This is a genomic window from Terrihabitans aquatilis (assembly GCF_052542005.1).
The window spans coordinates 383,136-400,939 of sequence record NZ_JBOCUO010000003.1 but is presented as its reverse complement, the minus strand read 5'-3'; the positions used below and the strand labels follow the sequence as shown (position 1 = coordinate 400,939).

Genomic DNA, 17,804 nt, shown 5'->3' with positions numbered 1-17,804 from the left:
GCGTGCCTCAGATGGATGGACCTCGCTGAGAGGTGCCGAAGCCGCCCGCGCCAGGAGTTTCGAGGCTCAGGCGCGAGCCCGGCTGAATGGTTATAATTTCGCGCGGATCGATGGGTGAGCCATCCAGCAGGACACGTCCCACCGCGCCGGCGCCGCCACCAAGAAGGCCAGGTGCCGGGGTTTTGAGGCGATCGGCCATGAACGAGGCGGTGACGGGCTCAGCGCCGATCATCAATATTTCGAAGACCTGGCCATCGCCGCCTTTGTGGAGGCCGGTTCCGCCGGTGCCCCTGCGCAAGGCACGCTGAAGAACCCGCACCGGTGCCTGCGTTTCGATAACCTCGATCGGTGTGTTCGAAAGATTGCTGGGGAAGCTGAGCGTCGGAAGCCCGTCGCTCTGCGCCGTCGCCCCCTGCCCGCCATTCAGGAAGAACGTGGAGGCGAAGCGCTTGCCGTTGTCCGCCCCCGCCAGATGGACGCACCAAAGCGGCGAACCGGGCGCTGCGCTGACCTTGTCCGGAATGGCCTGCGCCAAAGCGCCCATGATGGCGGACGGGATCAGGTGTCCCGTCATCGCGCGGGCGCTTACCGCCGCGGGAAAGCGCGGGTTGAGGATCGATCCCAAGGGCGCAGACACCTGGATGGGCCGAAATGAGCCGTCATTGTTCGGCACGTTTGGGGCAAGCACACATTTCAGCGTGTAGGCCGAATAGGCGAAAGTGTAGATCGGCACGACATTGATCGCGCGAGGAACCTGGGGCGAGGAGCCGGCAAAGTCGACGGCGATGCAGTCACCCTGCACGTCGATGCGACATCGGATCGTGACGGGCTCCAGGAAGCCGTCAACACTGATCTCGTGCTCATAGCTGCCGTCGGGCAAGGTTTGGAGAGCACTCCGCATCGCCCGTTCGGAGCGGGCCTGCATCTCGGAGCCAACCGCCTGCAAGTCGCACTTGGTTTCGGCGAGCGTATCGAGCAGCCGCTGTCCCAGCATCCGGTTTGCGGCGACCTGGGCCCAGATGTCGCCCATGACCTGATCGGGCACGCGAACATTGTCCCGGATGATATGCACCAGGGTTTGGTTGATCTCACCGTTCGAGATGAGCTTGGAGCGCGGGATCCGCAGGCCTTCCTCGAACAGCTCCGCGGTGCTCGGCGACCTTAACCTTCCGCCAATGTCCGGAGCGTGGGCCACGGTGCCGGCGAAACCAACTAGAACTTCGCCCTGGAAGATTGGCATCGCCACGTTGATGTCCGGCAGATGACCGGTGCCGAGCCACGGATCATTGGTGATCATGATGTCACCGTGCCGCAATTCCTCGCGCGGAAAGACATCGAGGAAGTGTCGCACCGTCTGCGGCAGCGTGCAGATGAAGGATGGAATGCTCTGGCTTGACTGGGCCAGAAGCTGACAATTCCGATCGAGCAGAACAACGGCGTAGTCGTTGGATTCCCGCACGATGCTCGAGAACGATGTCCTTACCAGTGTCGCGGCGGATTCATCGACTAGGCTGACGAGACGCGTCCAGAGGATTTCGAGAGAAACGGGATCGAGCGCTTTCATGGTCATGCCTCCAGCGTCACGAGAATGCTGAGGTTCTCGAGGACCTCGATCCGTGCGGTCATGGGAACGACAATTGTGGATTCGTCCTCTTCGAGGATCAGTGGCCCGGACAGCGCCGTTCCCGGCGGCAGACCGTAGCGGTGGTACACCGGGATCTCGCGCATCGCGTCTTCGACGGGACAGAACGCGGCACGGCGGGCGGCGGGCTCAATCGGCGCTCCTCGATCGCTTACAGTCGGCCAGACGAATTCACGGATGTCCTGGCGGGTTGAGCCGATGACACGCCATGTCACGACCTCCGGCTGGCCTGCCGGCAATGTTCCGCCATAGGTCTCGCGGTATTTCTCCTGGAAGGCGTCGATCAACGACGGCACGAAATCGGCACCCGGCTCCTCATACGGAAAGCGGACAACGACGTTGGCGCCTTGGCCCAAATAGCGCATCTCGACAAGCAGATACCAATCCACGATTGTTGAGGTCGGCAACCCGCCGGCGATTTCCTCGCCTGCGGCCTGGCGCATGGCGGTCATGGCAGTCCGGGCCTCTTCCCAGTTGAAGGACGCATCTAGGCGTGAGGGACGCGACCAGGAACGCTCAACACGGACGGGCGCTGCGAGGAAGCCGAGACATGATCCCGTGCCCGCCCCGATCGGGAAAAGGACACGTGGCACCCGCAGCTTTCGAGCGATCTCGACGGCATGAACAGGCCCGGCACCGCCGGTGGCGATCAAGGTAAACTGGCGCGGGTCTTGCGCTTTCTCCGCGATATGGACGCGTGCCGCTCCGGCCATTGCCTCGTTCACGACATTAAAGATGCCTTTCGCCGTGTCTTCCGCCGAGAGATTCAGCCGGCCTCCAACAGCGTCCAGCGCTTGAACCGCGGCCTCGGGGTGGAGCTCCATCTTGCCGCCGAGGAAGAATTTCGGGTTGAGATAACCCAGTGTGAGATCCGCATCTGTGACGGTCGGCTCCTTGCCGCCGAGACCGTAGCAAGCCGGTCCGGGATGCGAACTGGCACTTTCAGGCCCGACCGTCAGCAGGCCCAAATCCGATACGCGGGCAATGCTTCCGCCGCCGGAGCCGATCTCGATCAGATCGATGCTCGCCACGAGAAGCGGGAGGCCGCTTCCCTTCTTGAAGCGCCGTACGCGTGCCGTTTCAAAGAGATGGACGACGGAAGGCTCGCCACCCGTCACGGTGCAGACCTTGGCCGTCGTGCCCCCCATATCGAAGGCCAACACGTCATTGAAGCCCGAAGCTCGGCCGGCATTCACGGCGCTGAGAACGCCGCCGGCCGGCCCGGATTCCACGGCCGCGATCGGAACATCCGCCGCGACAGCTGCGGTCGTCGTTCCACCACTCGACAGCATGATGCGGAGCGCCGCGCTAATGCCGGCTTGCTTCAGACGGCTCTCCAGCTCGTTGAGGTAGGCTTTGACGAGCGGCTGGACGTAGGCGTTCGCCGTTGCAGTGGTCGTCCGCTCAAACTCCCGGATTTCGGATGCGACACGCGACGACAGGCTGATGGAGACGTCCGGTAGCTCTTCGCGAATCGCACGTCCGACTTCGATCTCGTTTTCTGCATTGATGCAGGAGTGAAGGAACGACACCGCCACCGAGGACACTCCGGCGGCGCGGATGCGTGCGATCAGATCGGCGACATCCTGCGGATTCGGAGCCGCGATGACGCTGCCGTTAGCTGCAACGCGTTCGCTGAGTTCGAAGCGCATTTCGCGCGGAACCAGCGGGTCGGGCATTTCGAGATTGAGGTCATAGAGGTCGTAGCGAACTTCGCGCCGGATATCGAGGATGTCGGCCATTCCAGCGGTTGTTACAAGGGCTGTGGAAGCCCCCTTCCGCTCGATAAGGCAATTGGTGACAAGCGTGCTTCCGTGCACGACGTCCACCACCCGATCCGAAGCGAGCTCGCCTCCATTGCCTTCGACAGCGGCCAGCAGATCATCGACGACCTTGGACAGGGCTTCTCCGGGATCATCGTGCGTCGTCAGTCTCTTGGCCAGGAAAACCTGACCGCCGGGCAAGGATTCGATTACCCCATCCGTGAAGGTGCCGCCGATATCGACAGCGATGCGGAAATTCATTCGCTCCTCCTTGCGACTTCAGATGATCGCATTGCTCTCATACTACATATAATACAATGTATCGCAACGCCGTTTCCTATGAATTTCGGCCGTTTTCGGCGATTGCCAAACGTTTGAACACTATGCACAGGTTACTATCATCAAAAGACTAGATATTATGCAGTGATATTCTTGCATTCTCTGCGAGTACATACTTCCTTCTCTAGACGCCATTTTGTACTGGATATAAAATTAAAACAATGCAATGCTCTGGCTCGTGCAGGGCTGAGGTCGGCCGCACGGACGCCAATGCGGAGGCGCCCGCCGCACAAACTCACTTGAAGGAGATGCTGGGATGGACAACCTGTTGATGCTCAAAGGCGCCAGGAAGCTGGTTGGGGTGTGCGCGAACGTGAAATCGGACGATGAGGTCGTGATCGTCACCGATTTCTCGGGGCATCGCGTTGCCGAAGCCGTGGCGGCCGCCGCGCTGGAGAAGACCGAAGCCGTCAATATCGTGATCATGCCGCCGCGGTCTATCGATGGGGAAGAGCCCACCAAGACCGTCGCATCGGCCATGCAGTCTGCCAGCGTCATCTTCACGCCGGTGAAGCAGTCGATCACCCACACTTACGCCACCCGCACAGCGATCGGGAATGGCGCGCGTGGCATCATGCTGTCGCAGTTCAATCCCAATATGCTCGTAACGGGCGGCATCAACGCCGACTTCGAGGCCATCCGGCCGCTCTGCTTCAAGGTGGGCGAGCTGCTCGCCGCCTCCGACAAGGTCCACCTTACGACGCCCGCGGGAACCGATCTCCGCCTCAGCCTGAAGAACCGTCCGTCCAATCCGCATTGTGGCTTGGTGCGCAACCCCGGTGATTTCACCACGGTCCCGAACATCGAATGCAGCTCGTCACCGATTGAGGGGACGTCGGAAGGCGTCATCATCGTGGATGCCAGCATTCCCTATTACGGCGTCGGACTTGTACGAGAGCCGATCCGTTTTGATGTCGGCGGCGGTCGGGTCACAAAGATTTCGGGCGGCTATCAGGCCGATTTCCTTGATCAATTGCTCGCACGGCAAGGCGACCCCGCCGTCTACAACATCGCTCAAATTTCCTTCGGCCTGAACCCGCATTGCCCCATGGAAGGCGTCATGCTGCACGACGAAGGCGTCTATGGCACGGCTCATATCGGCATCGGCACGAGTGTGCTGCTGGGCGGCGAGGTCAAGACCCTCACGCATTTCGACTCGCTCATGTGGAAGCCCACGCTCTCACTCGATGGGGAAGTTGTGCTTCGAGATGGCAAATGGCTGCTTCCCGAAGCAGATGTGATTCACGCAGGCCGTGCCTGATCGGAGCATCTTGCCGGAAGGCTCGCGGCGCCACAGCGCGCCGCGGTCATCACCGGCGCGGCTAAATCGGTAGGCATAAGATCTCGTGGGGAAGGATTCATGATGACGGCGATTGAGAAGAAGTTCGCCCAATTGGGGACCGACCATGCTCCAGGGCAAGAGGTGCGGCGCCGGCAGGATGCGTCGCCTGGGCTGCGCGGTGAAGCGCTCGCGGGGCGCAAGGTCGATTTTTCCCACGGGGATGTCGACGCTTTCCTTCCGGCTCCAGGAGCTTTGGAGGGGTTTCTTCAAGGGGTTCAAGATGGCGGCGCGCAAGCCTATACGGAATACCGGGGAAGCGCGGACATTCGCCGAGGTCTCTCAACCCGCCTGTCGAGCTTCACGGGTGCGGCAGTCCACGGAGACGACGATCTCATTCTGACGCCTGGCAGTCAGGGCGCGCTTTTCCTTGCCGTTGCGTCTGCGGTAACAGCGGGAGACAAGGTTGCTGTCGTTGAGCCTGATTACTTTGCTAATCGCAAGATCGTGCGGTTCCTCGACGCCGAGGTTATGCCTGTTCGCCTTTCCTATTTCAACGAGACGGACCGTGCAGGCATAAACCTCGAGGACCTGGAGAATGCTTTCAGGAACGGCGCACAGGTTTTTGTGTTCTCCAATCCGAACAATCCCACGGGCGTGGTCTATTCGAGAGATGAAATCGACGCGATTGCTGCGCTTGCGGAGCGTTATGGCGCAATTGTCATCGTCGATCAGCTGTATTCGCGACTTCGTTATGCCGACACTACCTATACGCATCTGCTGGTGAGCGAGATCGATCCTAACCGGGTCATAACGATCATGGGCCCTTCGAAGACGGAATCCCTGAGCGGATACCGCCTCGGCGTCGCGTTCGGTTCACCGCGAATCATCGGCCGAATGGAAAAACTTCAGGCCATCGTTTCCCTGCGCGCTCCAGGCTACAGCCAGGCTGTGCTGAACACATGGCTGGCCGAGCCGGATGGCTGGATGGACGAACGCATCGCGCTCCACCAGGCGATCCGCGACGATATTCTGGTGAAGCTTCGTACAGTCGAGGGCCTATCGGTTCGCACGCCGGCCGCGGGCAGCTATCTCTTCCCGCAGCTTCCGGCGCTGCCGATCGGGCCCCATGACTTTGTGAAGGCTCTCGCCTCTCAGGCGTCGGTCATCGTGACACCCGGCTCCGAATTTGGCCCGACCACCCCAACCTCCGTGCGCCTCAACTTCTCGCAACAGCACGAGGCTGCTGTTGCCGCCGTTGAACGAATTATTGCGATGATCGACCGTTATGCGCACTGAGGCCGACGTCATGGATAATAATCCCCGCCCTCAGGGCCGGTACGCCCTAGCGCGCCGACACGGCTCTCTCATTTTCACTGCAGGAATGACCCCGCGTCGGGGAGGAGAACTCATCGCCCGTGGGCGCATTGCCAGCACGGAGGAGATCGCGATCTATCAAGAGGCTTTAGAGCTGGCATGCGCCAATGCCATCGCCGCCGCGCGCTCGGCGCTCACCGAAGGCGAGCATCTCGCCGGAGTTCTGAGCTTCACCGTATTCATCGCCTGCGAAGACACTTTCGAGCGCCACTCACAACTCGCCGACTTTGCCTCTGACTACCTTCATCGTGAATTCGGTGAAGTGGGGGTGGGTACCCGCGCCGCTATCGGAGTCTCTACATTGCCCGGAGGCGCACCAATAGAGATCCAGCTCGTGGGTATCGCAGGATCCCGATGATGCAGGAGCAGAGCTCATACCCACGTCAAGAAAGTAGTTGCGACTATTGACTCTGTGCTTGTTCCTCTGAAGCGCACGACGCCGAGACTATTGCGGAATGCCTGTCGTTCCGCGCCCCGTCCGTATTAGAGACGCCCGTGGCATCGTTCTCATCTTTAACGATGGTCTCGAGTAGAGCGATCTTGCGAGGTTGAACTGATCTCGCCACACATTCCAAAGCTCATCCACATCAGTCGGAAATCGCATAGTTCGTCGTCGTACATAGCCCCTCCCGCACTGCCCTCACGTGCGCATAGGCATAGCTACCCCCATGATGAGCAGCCAGGTACGAGGGATATAGGTGGAATAAGCGTATGCGCGTACGTAAGGCGGCAATTGTCCGACGCGTCTTTCTGATAGGCATTGACGAGACGGATGTTGCTGGCGATAAAACAAACACACAACTTCGGCGAATGGAGGCGACAGCCACCACTCGGATACCGGCCTCTGATAGCTGTTACCGAACGTCGCTCCAGCCCGATGCATTCGCAAAGGCTTTTTCACAAGCTAGTCGCCCAAGTTCGTAGCGTGCTCGTAGGATGAGACGCATACATGCAATCCGCTGAGTCTACCTCATCTGGATTCAGCGTCCGACCATTGCCTGTCGAGAGTCAATCCCGACTTCGTCCCAATGATCGCCATGGCTGCCAACTCCAGCAGGAGCTCGCTCGTCTTCCCGACCAAGGACGGATGAAACGCCGCGCTCAATCGCAAAGGCGGTACCTTCGGGGCGTTCCTCATCCGCGGCCGATAATCGGAGAGCATCTCCTCGTCAAGAATGGACAGGGGGAGGATGCTAACCCCGCTGCCCGATCTGACGAGCTTGATCATTGTGGCCATGTCGTTGCACGTGCTGAACGAGGGCAGCGGCAGCTTCGCCTTGGCAAACCAGTTAACGATGATCGTGTGGAACGGGCTGGGGGCAGGCAGCGTGATGATGCGCTGTCTCGCGAGATCCTCTGCTCGCACATTTGCCGTGAACAGCTTCGGAGAGCCAAACCAGTCGATTTCACTGATCGCCATCGGTTCGACCACAAGTTCCGCCGTGCCCGGAAGGGTCATCATGAAGGCAATGTCAAGCTTCCGATCGTGCAGCAGATCGGCCAGCGTATGGCTGTTGCTGACAGTCACCTCCACCCGGAGATTGCGATGTCTTCTCTCAAGTTCTGAAAGGACGGTTGGAAGGCAACTCTGCGCGAAGGTATTGGAGGCGCCGAGGGAAAGCGTGCCAGTCAATGGATTGCCGCTCTCGAGCTGGGTCGTCATCTCATCGAGAACTGTGAGGCCCCGCTTCACGTAATCTGCAATGGCGCGTCCTGATTCCGCCAGCTCAACGCCCTTTTTACCACGCTCGAAGAGCTTGCAGCCGAGCGCCCTCTCAAGATCCCGGATCCGCAGCGACATGGAGGGCTGGGTGATGCCCAATTTGTCGGCTGCGAGGCTGAATGACCTGGTTTCCCGAACCGCCTGGAACGCCTCAAGCTGTTGAAGGGTATAGCGTCGCATTGGAATCACCAATCAATTCCGAAATAATTTCTCATTATGCATTGGCGTAATTTATTCACAAACTGGATTGAGCCGAGGTCAGGGGATTTCCTGCCCCTTCCCCTGATAGCGGAACGTCGCAAGCTCGACTCGGAATGGTCCGAGTCCCTGCGAATGAGGAAGAAGGCCCCTGTGCATGCCCGTTGATTGTCATGCCCATATCATGACCGACAAGGTTCCGCTGGTGTCGGAACGCCACTCGGCGCCGCACCGGGACGTCTTCGTGGAGGAATACCTCGACGTTCTCGATAGCTTCGGGATGAGCCACGGAGTGCTGACCCAGCCGAGCTTCTACGGCACGGACAATTCCATGCTCCTCGACGCGCTCGCGAGATATCCGGATCGTCTTCGGGGAACGGTGATCGTCGATCTGGATATCTCTGAGCAACGGTTGGCCGAGTTGAAGGCCGCGGGCGTCTGCGGAATCCGCCTCAACTGGTTCCAGCGGGAACGGCTTCCGAACATCGCCGAATACGCGAACCTGTTCGGTTTGCTTCGTGAACTGGACCTGCATGTGGAGGTTTATATCGAGGGAACGAAGCTTCCCTCCCTCATGCCGACAATTCAGGAATCCGGCGTGTCCGTCGTCCTCGACCACTTTGCGGCGCCCGATCCCTTGCTGCGAACCGAATGCCCCGGTTTCCGATCGGCGCTGAAGGCGCTGGAGGGCGGCAGATGTCACGTGAAGCTGTCCGCGCCTTATCGTCTAGGTGATGCGCCGATACAGCCTTATGTCGACGCACTGATGGCCGCCGGGGGACCGGAGCACCTTGTATGGGGAAGCGACTGGCCCTGGGTGTCTAACGCAACGGGGCGCGATTACCGACAGCTGCAGGACTTACTCGAACAATGGATTCCGGACGACGCCGATCGCTCGACAATCCTCACAGCGACGCCGATGACGCTTTACCGCTGCGCCCCTGCGCAGGCGGGCAAATCGTCAACATTGCCGCGAGTTGAAGCGTTCGGCACCGAGTAAAACTGAATTAAAAAATCACAGGGAGGAAAATCATGAGCCTGTCCAGGATCACCAGCAATATCGCTGCCGGTCTTTGCGCGATGGCCTCCTTCGGAGGCGCCGCTTTCGCGCAGGACTACCCCACCGCACCGATCCAGATGGTCATTCCGACCACCCCAGGCGGCGGAACCGACACATATGGACGCCTGGTCGCCAATCTTGCCGAGAAGGAGCTCGGTCAGGAGATCGTTGTCGAGAATAAGCCGGGTGGAAGCGGGGCACTCGGGATCGCAAGGGTGATCTCTGCCAGGCCGGACGGATACAGGATCGGGTTCGTGTGGAACAGCCCGCTTACCACGACGCCGCACTCACTCACTGTGCCTTACGACAAGGACGATTACCGGCCTGTCATCTCGATCGGATATTCGTCGTATGTGATGTGCGTGTCGCCCGATTTCCCTGCGGCGAACGCCAAGGAATTCATCGACGAATTGAAGGCTCACCCCGGCAAGTACACCTACGGCAATGACGGGGTCGGCGGCACCATGCAACTCGCAGCCGAGCGCATCTTCTCCAAGGTCGGTGTGAAGGCCCGGAGTGTACCCTTTGCCGGCGCGGGAGAGACAGCCCGAAACTTTCTGGGCGGCCACGTCGATATCTATGGCGGCTCATTACCGCCGATCCTGCCGCACGTGAAGGCTGGCCGCGCCAAGTGCCTGCTCCTGACGTCGGCTACCGGCAATCCCGCACTTCCCGAGGCGCAAGGCCTCGAAGCTCTCGGGTTGGCGAATGCCGAGACCGTGTTGTGGTGGGGGCTGCTGGTGCCGGCGAAAACTCCCGACAACATCGTTGCCAAGCTCTACGAGGCCTTCTCCAAAGGGGCCGAAAGCGAGGAGTTCAAGTCGGCACTGGAGAAGCAGGGGGCAAATGTCCGGGTTCTCGATGGCTCGAAGACTGCGGACCTGATCTCGAAGGAATATCAGGCCCTTGGAGAGGTTGCCGCCTCGCTCGGCATCAGCAAATCGGGGAAATGATGCGCCCTATGGTTCTGAGAAGGCGCGGGGAGGCCGTGATCGGTCTCCTTCTCGCCGCACTCGGCGTGACCGCCGCCTGGACTGCCCGGAGCTATCCCGGCGGCGCAGGCGGCGTTCCGGGGAGCGATCTTTATCCGATGGCGCTCGGAGTGTTGCTTGCATTGGTCGGACTTGGCATCGCGGTGTCCGCCACCCGTTCAGACAACGGCGAGACAATCGACCTCCTCGAGCCTCGCGCAATGGCGTTCATCCTTCTGATCGTCATCTACGCCTTTGCCTTCGAGATCGTCGGTTTCTCCCTGGCCACGCTCGTGTTCCTGTTCGCAGCCTTTGCCTTTGTCGGCGGCGCCGGGCTGGTGCCCGCGAGCATCGTCGCCCTCCTCGCCACGGGCACCATGTGGTTCGCCTTCGTGACGGTGCTTGGCGTCGGTCTTCCGCAGGGAGTTTTCGGCTGAAATGACGGAATCCCTTCTTTCCCTCGCGCATGGATTGTCGATTGCGCTCGAACCCAAATATCTGCTCCTCTGCGTCGTGGGCTGTTTTTGGGGATCGATCGTCGGCGTCCTGCCGGGTCTCGGACCGATGGCCGGAATGGCCATCCTCCTCCCGATCACGTATGGCCTCGATCCCACGGGGGCGATCATCATGCTCTCGGGCATCTTCTACGGCGCAATGTACGGTGGATCGACGACCTCGATCCTGATGCGCATTCCCGGCGAAGCGGCCTCAGTGATCACCTGCATCGATGGTTTCGAAATGACGAGGCGCGGTCGCGCGGGCGCCGCGTTGACGATTGCCGCAATCGGCAGTTTCGTCGGGGGCACGCTGTCCATCCTCGGTCTGCTCGTCCTCGCACCGACCCTTTCCGAAATGATGCTTGGCATCGGTCCGGCGGCCGAGTGCGTAATCATGATCGTAGCCCTTCTCGTGGTTGCGATGGTCTCGAACGGTCCTGTCCTGAAGACCTTGGCCATGCTGCTCCTCGGCCTTCTTCTCGCAACGATCGGTCTCGACGAACTCACATCCGCCGGGCGATTCACCGCCGGCAGTATCGAACTTTCGGACGGGCTGGATTTTACCGCGATCGCCATCGGCCTGTTCGGCATTTCGGAGCTGATGCTCTCCTTCGACGAGAAAGTCGGAGAGCGGCCAAGAGCGCCTCGCCTGAGGGAATTACTGCCGACAAAGCAGGAAATCCGGGAAGCCACACCGCCAACCCTGCGCGGTTCGGTGATCGGTTTCGTGTTCGGGATCGTTCCCGGGGTCAGCCACATCGTGTCGACCTTCGTGAGCTACGCCGTGGAGAAGCGACTCTCAAAGCATCCCGAGCAGTTCGGCAAGGGCGCCGTCGCAGGCGTCGCGGGGCCCGAAACGGCCAACAACGCGACGACCGGTGCAGCAATGGTGCCGCTTCTCGTGCTCGGGATCCCGGCCATCCCGTCGACGGCCATTCTGCTGTCGGCCCTTCTTGTGCACGACGTTCAACCGGGACCCATGATGATCATCGAGCACCCGGACGTCTTCTGGGGCCTGATCGCCAGCATGTTCATCGGCAATGCAGTGCTTGTGGTTCTGAACCTGCCGCTGGTGGGTCTGTTCGTCTCCATCCTTCGGACGCCGCTTGCCTATCTCGCACCCCTCGTCGTGACCGTGTGCGCCATCGGCGTCTACTCGATCAACGGATCCTCATTCGATCTCTTTGTCATGCTGATCGCGGGTCTCGTCGGTTACGTGCTCCGCAGGCACTCTTTCGACGTCGCCCCATTGCTGCTTGCCTTCGTCCTGAGCGACCGGATCGAAGTCAACTTCCGGCGCGCGCTGACGATCTCGGATGGCGATTACGGCGTATTTCTGCAGGGAACGACAACCAAGGTGATGCTGGCGATCCTTGTGCTGGTTGCCGCCTTCCAACTGATCGGCCTCAAACGCTTCAAACGCGCAGGACGCATCGAAACCAACGGCGTGGAGGGCTAGATCAGGCCGAAGGCCGTCTCGCCCCACCCTCCCCCTCACGCCGCGACCGACCAGTGCAACCGCAACCTATGCCATGAAAGAGACCGACATGACCTACCTCGTTGCCGCAGATCTCCCTCGTGCTTCCGCAGGTTCGCGGTTCAGGGAGTTGATGAACCGACCGGAAATACTCCGGATGCCTGGAGCGCATAACGGACTCGCTGGCATCCAGGCACGTAACTCGGGGTTCGAGGCGCTCTACCTTTCCGGCGGAGCCGTGAGCGCCGCCATGGGACTGCCCGATCTCGGCATCATGACCATCGATGACGTCTGCTTCCACATCCGCCAGATCGCCCGGGCGAGCGGCCTTCCGATCCTCGCCGATGGTGACACCGGCTTCGGCGAGGCATTGAACGTGATGCACATGGTTCGGTCTTTCGAGGACGCAGGGGCCGGCGCCGTGCAGATCGAGGATCAGCTCCTCCCTAAGAAATGCGGCCATCTCAACGACAAGAAACTCGCCGATCCCCGAGATATGGCGGCGAAGATCAACGCCGCGAAGCGCGCCAGCCGCGACCTTGTCGTGATCGCCCGCACCGACGCCGCGGCGTCCGAGGGCATAGAGGGGGCCGTGTCCCGCGCAAAGCTGTTCCTGGAAGCGGGAGCCGACGCGATCTTCCCGGAGGCACTCACCACCGTCGAAATGTTCCGCGAGGTTGCCCAGCGGCTCCCGGGCGTCAAGCTCCTCGCGAACATGACCGAATTCGGACGGACCCCGTCGCTTACGGCCGCGGAGTTCGAAGCCCTCGGTTATGACATGGTCATCTGGCCCGTCTCGTCCCTGCGCGTCGCGGCGAAGGCACAGGAAACCCTTTATGCGGAGATCAGAGATCAGGGGACTCCGGCAGCACTGCTGGGAAGCATGCAGACCCGGGCTGAACTGTACGAGACCATCGGCTATTTCCAGTTCGAGAACCTCGATCGCACCATCGTCTCGACGGTGCTTCCCGATTGAACATTCCAGGTTCTGTTGAACATCGAGCGGGGGGCCGAGGCACGAAGAGCCTGATTAGGTCTTCTAAGGAGGATTCGCGACGGTAGCCTTGATGACTACTTTGGATGAGTGGCTATCAAGGTTCCTCACGGGTTACTGTCACTTGCCTTCTCCAGCGTTCAGCGAGTCCAGCAGAGTTCAGGCGAATGATAATACGCGTGACGCGGATCGCCTGTTCTACGTTGAAGCTCTAGGCAGCACTGCGAATGGAAGAGCACTGCAGCGACATGGCAATTTCTGCTTTGCCAAGGTTGGGGTCGAGGGTTCGAATCCCTTCGCCCGCTCCAGTTTCAAAGACGCAAAAAGCCGCGGGAAACCGCGGCTTTTGTCGTTTGTGGGACAAGCGCCGGGAGCGGCCGAGCATGGTGCGGAGCGGCGCGGGTTACTCCTTGGTTACTGAGCTAATTACGGCCTGGAATTTCAGGATCCCCAGTGGCAGTCGCTCCTTCTAGCCATGGGTGAACCGGCCCCTGTATGAACTACCGCTTCTAATGGATGGACAGCGGGCGTCGATCTTCCCATATCGAAGACCTCGACGCCGGCGTCCGTGGATCGAACAGGATCTCATTCATGACCGATTGGAGCGACTTTCGACGCGACCAGATTCTGATCGGAGGCACGTGGACCGCGGCCGATTCCGGCGCAGCCGTCGATGTCATAAACCCGGCCGACGGCACGAAAATCGGCACCGTTCCGAATGCCGGCGCTGCGGAGACCCGGCGCGCCATCGAAGCCGCCCACGCCGCTTTCCAGACGTGGAGCCGCACGGTCGCCGCCGAGCGCGCCAAACTGCTGCGGCGGCTGAGCGAGGCCGTGCTCGACCATCAGGACGCACTGGCCGAGCTTCTCACCCGCGAACAGGGCAAGCCTCTGGCGGAAGCGCGCGGCGAGATCGGCATGAGCGCCGCCTACATCCTGTGGTTCGCGGAAGAGGCGCGCCGTGTGTACGGCGATGTCATCCCCTCCCCCTGGGCCGATCGCCGGATCATGGTCACGAAGGAGCCGGTCGGCGTCGTCGCCGCCATCACGCCCTGGAATTTTCCGTCGTCCATGCTGGCGCGCAAGATCGGCCCGGCATTGGCGGCCGGCTGCACCATCGTCGCGAAACCTGCCACGCAGACCCCTTATTCGGCCCTGGCCTGGGGGGTGCTTGCGGAGGAGGTCGGCATCCCGGCCGGCGTTCTCAACATCGTCACCGGTTCGGCGCGTGAGATCGGCGGCGAGCTGACGGGCAATCCGCTCGTCCGCAAGGTCACGTTCACGGGGTCCACCGAGGTGGGGAAAGTGCTCCTTCGCCAATCGGCCGACACGGTGAAGAAGGTGTCGATGGAGCTCGGCGGCAATGCGCCGTTTCTCGTCTTCGACGATGCGGACGTCGACCGCGCCATCGACGGCGCCATCGCAGCCAAGTTTCGCAACACCGGGCAGACCTGCGTGTGCACTAACCGCTTCTACGTGCAGAGCGGAGTCTATGACGCCTTCGTCGACAAGCTCGCCAAGGCCGCAAGCGCGATGAAGGTGGGCTCGGGCCTCGACAAAGACAACGTGCAAGGTCCGCTGATCGACGAAAACGCCGTCGAGAAGGTCGAGGCGTTCATCGCCGATGCCCGTGAAAAGGGCGGCGAGGTCGTGGTGGGTGGCAATCGCCACCCGCTCGGCCACACCTTCTTCGAGCCGACCGTGATCGCCGGCGCATCCCGCACGATGAAGCTGGCGCGCGAGGAGATCTTCGGGCCGGTCGCTCCCATCTTCCGCTTCGACACCGAGGAGGAAGCCATCCAGGCCGCCAACGACACCGAGTTCGGGCTCGCCTGCTATTTCTACACGAAGGATCTGGCGCGCGCCTTCCGCGTGTCCGAGGCCCTTCAATATGGCATCGTCGGCATCAACGAAGGTGTCGTCACCACCGAGGTCGCGCCTTTCGGCGGCGTCAAGGAATCCGGTTCCGGCTCGGAAGGCTCCAAATACGGCATCCAGGATTATCTGAACACGAAATATACGTGCATCGGAGGCCTTTAGCCGGCTAGGCTTTCCCCCGATGACCAAGAAGTTCAAGGCTGCCGCCGTCCAGTTCGAGCCGAGCTTCGGAAACAAGAGCCACAACGTGTCCGCCCTGCTCCGCCTCGCCGAGGAAGCGGCGGAACAGGGCGCGCGGCTCATCTGCACGCCCGAGATGGGAACGACCGGCTATTGTTGGTACGACCGCGCCGAAATCGCCCCGCATGTCGAGCCGATCCCAGGCCCCACCACGCAGCTGTTCGCCGAACTCGCGTCCCTTCACGATTGCTACCTCGTCGTCGGCATGCCCGAGGTCGATCCGGAAACCGGGCTTTATTACAATTCGGCGGTCCTCATCGGCCGGGACGGCGTCATCGGCGTCCATCGCAAGACGCATCCCTATATTTCCGAACCGAAATGGGCCGCCGCAGGCGATCTTGGCCATCGGGTGTTCGAGACGGAGATCGGGCGTATCTCGCTGCTGATCTGCATGGACGTCCATTTTTTCGAAACGGCGCGTCTCGCGGCCCTCGAGGGAGCGGACGTGATCTGCCACATCTCGAACTGGCTCGCCGAGCGCACGCCCGCCCCGTACTGGATCAGCCGCGCCTTCGAGAACGGCTGCTACCTGATCGAAAGCAACAGATGGGGGTTTGAGCGCGGCGTGCAGTTCTCCGGCGGAACCTGCATCATCGCGCCCGACGCGACGATCCTCGACGTGATCGATCGTGGCGACGGCATCGCCTATGCCGAGATCGATCCGGCGCTTGCGCGCGCTCGCACGATCGAGGGCGAGACGGTGCTCCACCAGCGTCGGCCGGAGCTCTACATGGAGCTTCTCACCAACGCCTTCGTGTGGAACCCAACGGATTTCTTCGGCCTCTACGGCCACAATCCCTTGCCAAAGGGTCGCGCGTCGAGCATCGCCGTCGCCCAGTTCGCCCCCCGTCGCGACATGGAGATGAACCTCACCACGATCGGCCGTCTTGCCGAGGAAGTCGCGGCGTCAGGCGCCGAACTCGTCGTCTTCCCCGAACTGGCTCTGACTGGTCTCGACGATCCCGCCGCCACCGCCATTGCCACCGATGATCCGGCGATCAAGCGATTGACCGCGCTCGCCGCGCGTCTGGGCCTCGTCCTTGTCGTCGGCCTTGCCGAGCGGGCGGGCGGCAATCTCCACAACACCGCCATCCTCGTCGGCCCGAGGGGGATGATCGGAAGCTATCGCAAGATCCATCTCTCCGGAGCCGATCGCCTCTGGGCGGAAGCAGGTCACGAATGGAGCGTGATCGATCTGCCGTTCGGCCGCGCCGGAATTCTCATTGGCCACGATTTGAGTTTTCCGGAATCCGCGCGCGTGCTGGCCCTGAAAGGCTGCGATCTTCTGCTGTGCCCGTCGGCCGTCGGAAGCCGCTTTCACAATGGCCATCCGGGCACTGAAATCGCCCATCCCCGTCCGATCCCGACCGTCCCGGACCCGCTGCACTGGCACCAGGGTCGCGTGCGCGCGGGCGAGAACAATTGCTACCTCGCCTTCGCCAATATCAGCCACGAGGCGGAAGGCTACGCCGGCCTCAGCGGAATCTTCGGCCCCAACAGCTTCCATTTCCCACGAAAGGAAAACGTTGCGGGCGGCGAGGAAGGGTTCGTGATCGGCCACATCGACACGGGCCAGTCGGGCAGCGCCTCTCCCGCGAATGTGGTGCGGCGGAAGGACGTCCTGCTCAGGCGCCTGCCCCACCATTATACGTCGCTGATCCACAAGCACTCGCCATCCGACGACGCGGCTTACGGCGTCGCCACCCCCGCGGCCTCGCCCGAAACCGCCGCCGTGGCACGCTCGCCGGCAGCATTGCCGCCCGACCCGAACGTCCGGTAGCGCGCAACCGGAACCGCCGCCCGTTCGGCGTTGCTCGCCACGACCGCGCTGTTGTCGATGAGATCGGACGGGTCGCTGACAGCCATCGCAAGGTTGTGGCGCGTGGAACAACCGAGCGAGGGATCGAACGAATTGTCGTTGACGGACGGCCCGATGATCGAGTTCGCCGGGCAGAGCGGCACGACCGCATTGTACATCACGGCGTTCACACGGACGCGGAACAATCCATGCGGGTCGGCACGGTCATCGAACAGGCGGATATTGTAGGGCGGCACGCCCATCTTGATCGCGGCAAGACGAACCTCCTCCTGAAGCGCGCTCCTCGTCCCCGTGATGGACAGGTGCACGGCATCACGCCGCCCCCGGCTGGCAATGGCGATGAAATCCGTCAATTGCAGGCGCTCGGTTGCGGTGAGGTATCCCCGTGAGGAGCCCTTCAGCAAAAGGACGTTGTCCTCCGGCTTGACCAGAACCGCCTGGCTGGCTGGCTCCAGGTAGACGGGGGGCCTGGTGGTGTTGCAGCCCCCAAGCGCGGCGCAAGCCACGACAACGGCTGCCAGTCGACGCAGGATCATTGTGTCCGCGC

Annotated in this window: 14 protein-coding genes; 10 read left to right on the top strand and 4 right to left on the bottom strand. The window is 61.5% G+C overall.

The annotated features are described in order from the left end of the window. Positions 1-7: 7 nt before the first annotated feature. Entirely contained in the window at positions 8-1,570 is a 1,563-nt protein-coding gene (locus ACQ6S1_RS12805) for a hydantoinase B/oxoprolinase family protein (RefSeq protein WP_445041599.1), read from the bottom strand. Further along, positions 1,567-3,666, bottom strand: coding sequence for a hydantoinase/oxoprolinase family protein (locus ACQ6S1_RS12800; RefSeq protein WP_445041598.1), 2,100 nt, complete (start codon positions 3,664-3,666; stop codon positions 1,567-1,569). The genes ACQ6S1_RS12805 and ACQ6S1_RS12800 overlap by 4 nt, the downstream gene beginning before the upstream one ends. A gap of 334 nt (positions 3,667-4,000) precedes the next feature. Between ACQ6S1_RS12800 and ACQ6S1_RS12795 the strand changes: the two genes are divergently transcribed. The 3 genes from ACQ6S1_RS12795 (at position 4,001) to ACQ6S1_RS12785 (ending at position 6,758) form a co-directional block, all read left to right on the top strand. Beyond that, positions 4,001-5,005, top strand: coding sequence for an aminopeptidase (locus ACQ6S1_RS12795; RefSeq protein ID WP_445041597.1), 1,005 nt, complete (start codon positions 4,001-4,003; stop codon positions 5,003-5,005). 99 nt (positions 5,006-5,104) lie between these two features. Then, a complete protein-coding gene (locus tag ACQ6S1_RS12790) occupies positions 5,105-6,322 on the top strand; it encodes a pyridoxal phosphate-dependent aminotransferase (RefSeq protein WP_445041596.1) in 1,218 nt (405 codons plus the stop codon). Then, a complete protein-coding gene (locus ACQ6S1_RS12785) occupies positions 6,312-6,758 on the top strand; it encodes a RidA family protein (RefSeq protein WP_445041595.1) in 447 nt (148 codons plus the stop codon). The genes ACQ6S1_RS12790 and ACQ6S1_RS12785 overlap by 11 nt, the downstream gene beginning before the upstream one ends. 612 nt (positions 6,759-7,370) lie before the next feature. Here the strand turns inward: ACQ6S1_RS12785 and ACQ6S1_RS12780 are convergent. Further along, the gene (locus ACQ6S1_RS12780; protein WP_445041594.1) at positions 7,371-8,303 is read right to left on the bottom strand and encodes a LysR family transcriptional regulator; all 933 of its coding nucleotides are present in this window, start codon (positions 8,301-8,303) and stop codon (positions 7,371-7,373) included. 175 nt (positions 8,304-8,478) lie between these two features. On the opposite strand from ACQ6S1_RS12780, the gene ACQ6S1_RS12775 reads away from it, so the two are divergent. The 7 genes from ACQ6S1_RS12775 to ACQ6S1_RS12745 all read left to right on the top strand — a co-directional run bounded on the left by ACQ6S1_RS12775 (position 8,479) and on the right by ACQ6S1_RS12745 (position 17,218). Then, complete coding sequence (locus tag ACQ6S1_RS12775; RefSeq protein WP_445041593.1) at positions 8,479-9,321, top strand: amidohydrolase family protein; 843 nt, start codon at positions 8,479-8,481, stop codon at positions 9,319-9,321. Positions 9,322-9,353: 32 nt separating this feature from the next. Beyond that, the gene (locus ACQ6S1_RS12770; protein WP_445041592.1) at positions 9,354-10,334 is read left to right on the top strand and encodes a Bug family tripartite tricarboxylate transporter substrate binding protein; all 981 of its coding nucleotides are present in this window, start codon (positions 9,354-9,356) and stop codon (positions 10,332-10,334) included. Positions 10,335-10,369: 35 nt separating this feature from the next. Beyond that, positions 10,370-10,789 (top strand): tripartite tricarboxylate transporter TctB family protein, encoded by a 420-nt coding sequence (locus tag ACQ6S1_RS12765; RefSeq protein ID WP_445041591.1) that lies wholly within the window; start codon positions 10,370-10,372, stop codon positions 10,787-10,789. A 1-nt stretch (position 10,790) separates the two neighbouring features. Then, positions 10,791-12,308 carry a tripartite tricarboxylate transporter permease gene (locus ACQ6S1_RS12760; RefSeq protein ID WP_445041590.1) on the top strand — a complete coding sequence of 506 codons (1,518 nt, stop codon included), beginning with the start codon at positions 10,791-10,793 and terminating at the stop codon, positions 12,306-12,308. Between the two features lie 88 nt (positions 12,309-12,396). Further along, the gene (gene prpB, locus ACQ6S1_RS12755; RefSeq protein ID WP_445041589.1) at positions 12,397-13,302 is read left to right on the top strand and encodes a methylisocitrate lyase; all 906 of its coding nucleotides are present in this window, start codon (positions 12,397-12,399) and stop codon (positions 13,300-13,302) included. 609 nt (positions 13,303-13,911) lie between these two features. After that, entirely contained in the window at positions 13,912-15,360 is a 1,449-nt protein-coding gene (locus tag ACQ6S1_RS12750) for an NAD-dependent succinate-semialdehyde dehydrogenase (RefSeq protein ID WP_445041588.1), read from the top strand. A 19-nt stretch (positions 15,361-15,379) separates the two neighbouring features. Then, entirely contained in the window at positions 15,380-17,218 is a 1,839-nt protein-coding gene (locus ACQ6S1_RS12745; RefSeq protein ID WP_445041587.1) for a nitrilase-related carbon-nitrogen hydrolase, read from the top strand. On the opposite strand, the gene ACQ6S1_RS12740 is transcribed toward ACQ6S1_RS12745, so the two are convergent. Further along, the gene (locus ACQ6S1_RS12740; protein ID WP_445041586.1) at positions 17,128-17,793 is read right to left on the bottom strand and encodes a CpaD family pilus assembly lipoprotein; all 666 of its coding nucleotides are present in this window, start codon (positions 17,791-17,793) and stop codon (positions 17,128-17,130) included. The two genes, ACQ6S1_RS12745 and ACQ6S1_RS12740, sit on opposite strands and share 91 nt — an antisense overlap. Positions 17,794-17,804: the final 11 nt, after the last annotated feature.

Bases quoted from the DNA above. Each gene is read 5' to 3' on its own strand.
- ACQ6S1_RS12805 (WP_445041599.1), bottom strand. From the start codon at position 1,570: ATGACCATGAAAGCGCTCGATCCCGTTTCTCTCGAAATCCTCTGGACG.
- ACQ6S1_RS12800 (WP_445041598.1), bottom strand. From the start codon at position 3,666: ATGAATTTCCGCATCGCTGTCGATATCGGCGGCACCTTCACGGATGGG.
- ACQ6S1_RS12795 (WP_445041597.1), top strand. From the start codon at position 4,001: ATGGACAACCTGTTGATGCTCAAAGGCGCCAGGAAGCTGGTTGGGGTG.
- ACQ6S1_RS12790 (WP_445041596.1), top strand. From the start codon at position 5,105: ATGATGACGGCGATTGAGAAGAAGTTCGCCCAATTGGGGACCGACCAT.
- ACQ6S1_RS12785 (WP_445041595.1), top strand. From the start codon at position 6,312: ATGCGCACTGAGGCCGACGTCATGGATAATAATCCCCGCCCTCAGGGC.
- ACQ6S1_RS12780 (WP_445041594.1), bottom strand. From the start codon at position 8,303: ATGCGACGCTATACCCTTCAACAGCTTGAGGCGTTCCAGGCGGTTCGG.
- ACQ6S1_RS12775 (WP_445041593.1), top strand. From the start codon at position 8,479: ATGCCCGTTGATTGTCATGCCCATATCATGACCGACAAGGTTCCGCTG.
- ACQ6S1_RS12770 (WP_445041592.1), top strand. From the start codon at position 9,354: ATGAGCCTGTCCAGGATCACCAGCAATATCGCTGCCGGTCTTTGCGCG.
- ACQ6S1_RS12760 (WP_445041590.1), top strand. From the start codon at position 10,791: ATGACGGAATCCCTTCTTTCCCTCGCGCATGGATTGTCGATTGCGCTC.
- prpB (WP_445041589.1), top strand. From the start codon at position 12,397: ATGACCTACCTCGTTGCCGCAGATCTCCCTCGTGCTTCCGCAGGTTCG.
- ACQ6S1_RS12750 (WP_445041588.1), top strand. From the start codon at position 13,912: ATGACCGATTGGAGCGACTTTCGACGCGACCAGATTCTGATCGGAGGC.
- ACQ6S1_RS12745 (WP_445041587.1), top strand. From the start codon at position 15,380: ATGACCAAGAAGTTCAAGGCTGCCGCCGTCCAGTTCGAGCCGAGCTTC.
- ACQ6S1_RS12740 (WP_445041586.1), bottom strand. From the start codon at position 17,793: ATGATCCTGCGTCGACTGGCAGCCGTTGTCGTGGCTTGCGCCGCGCTT.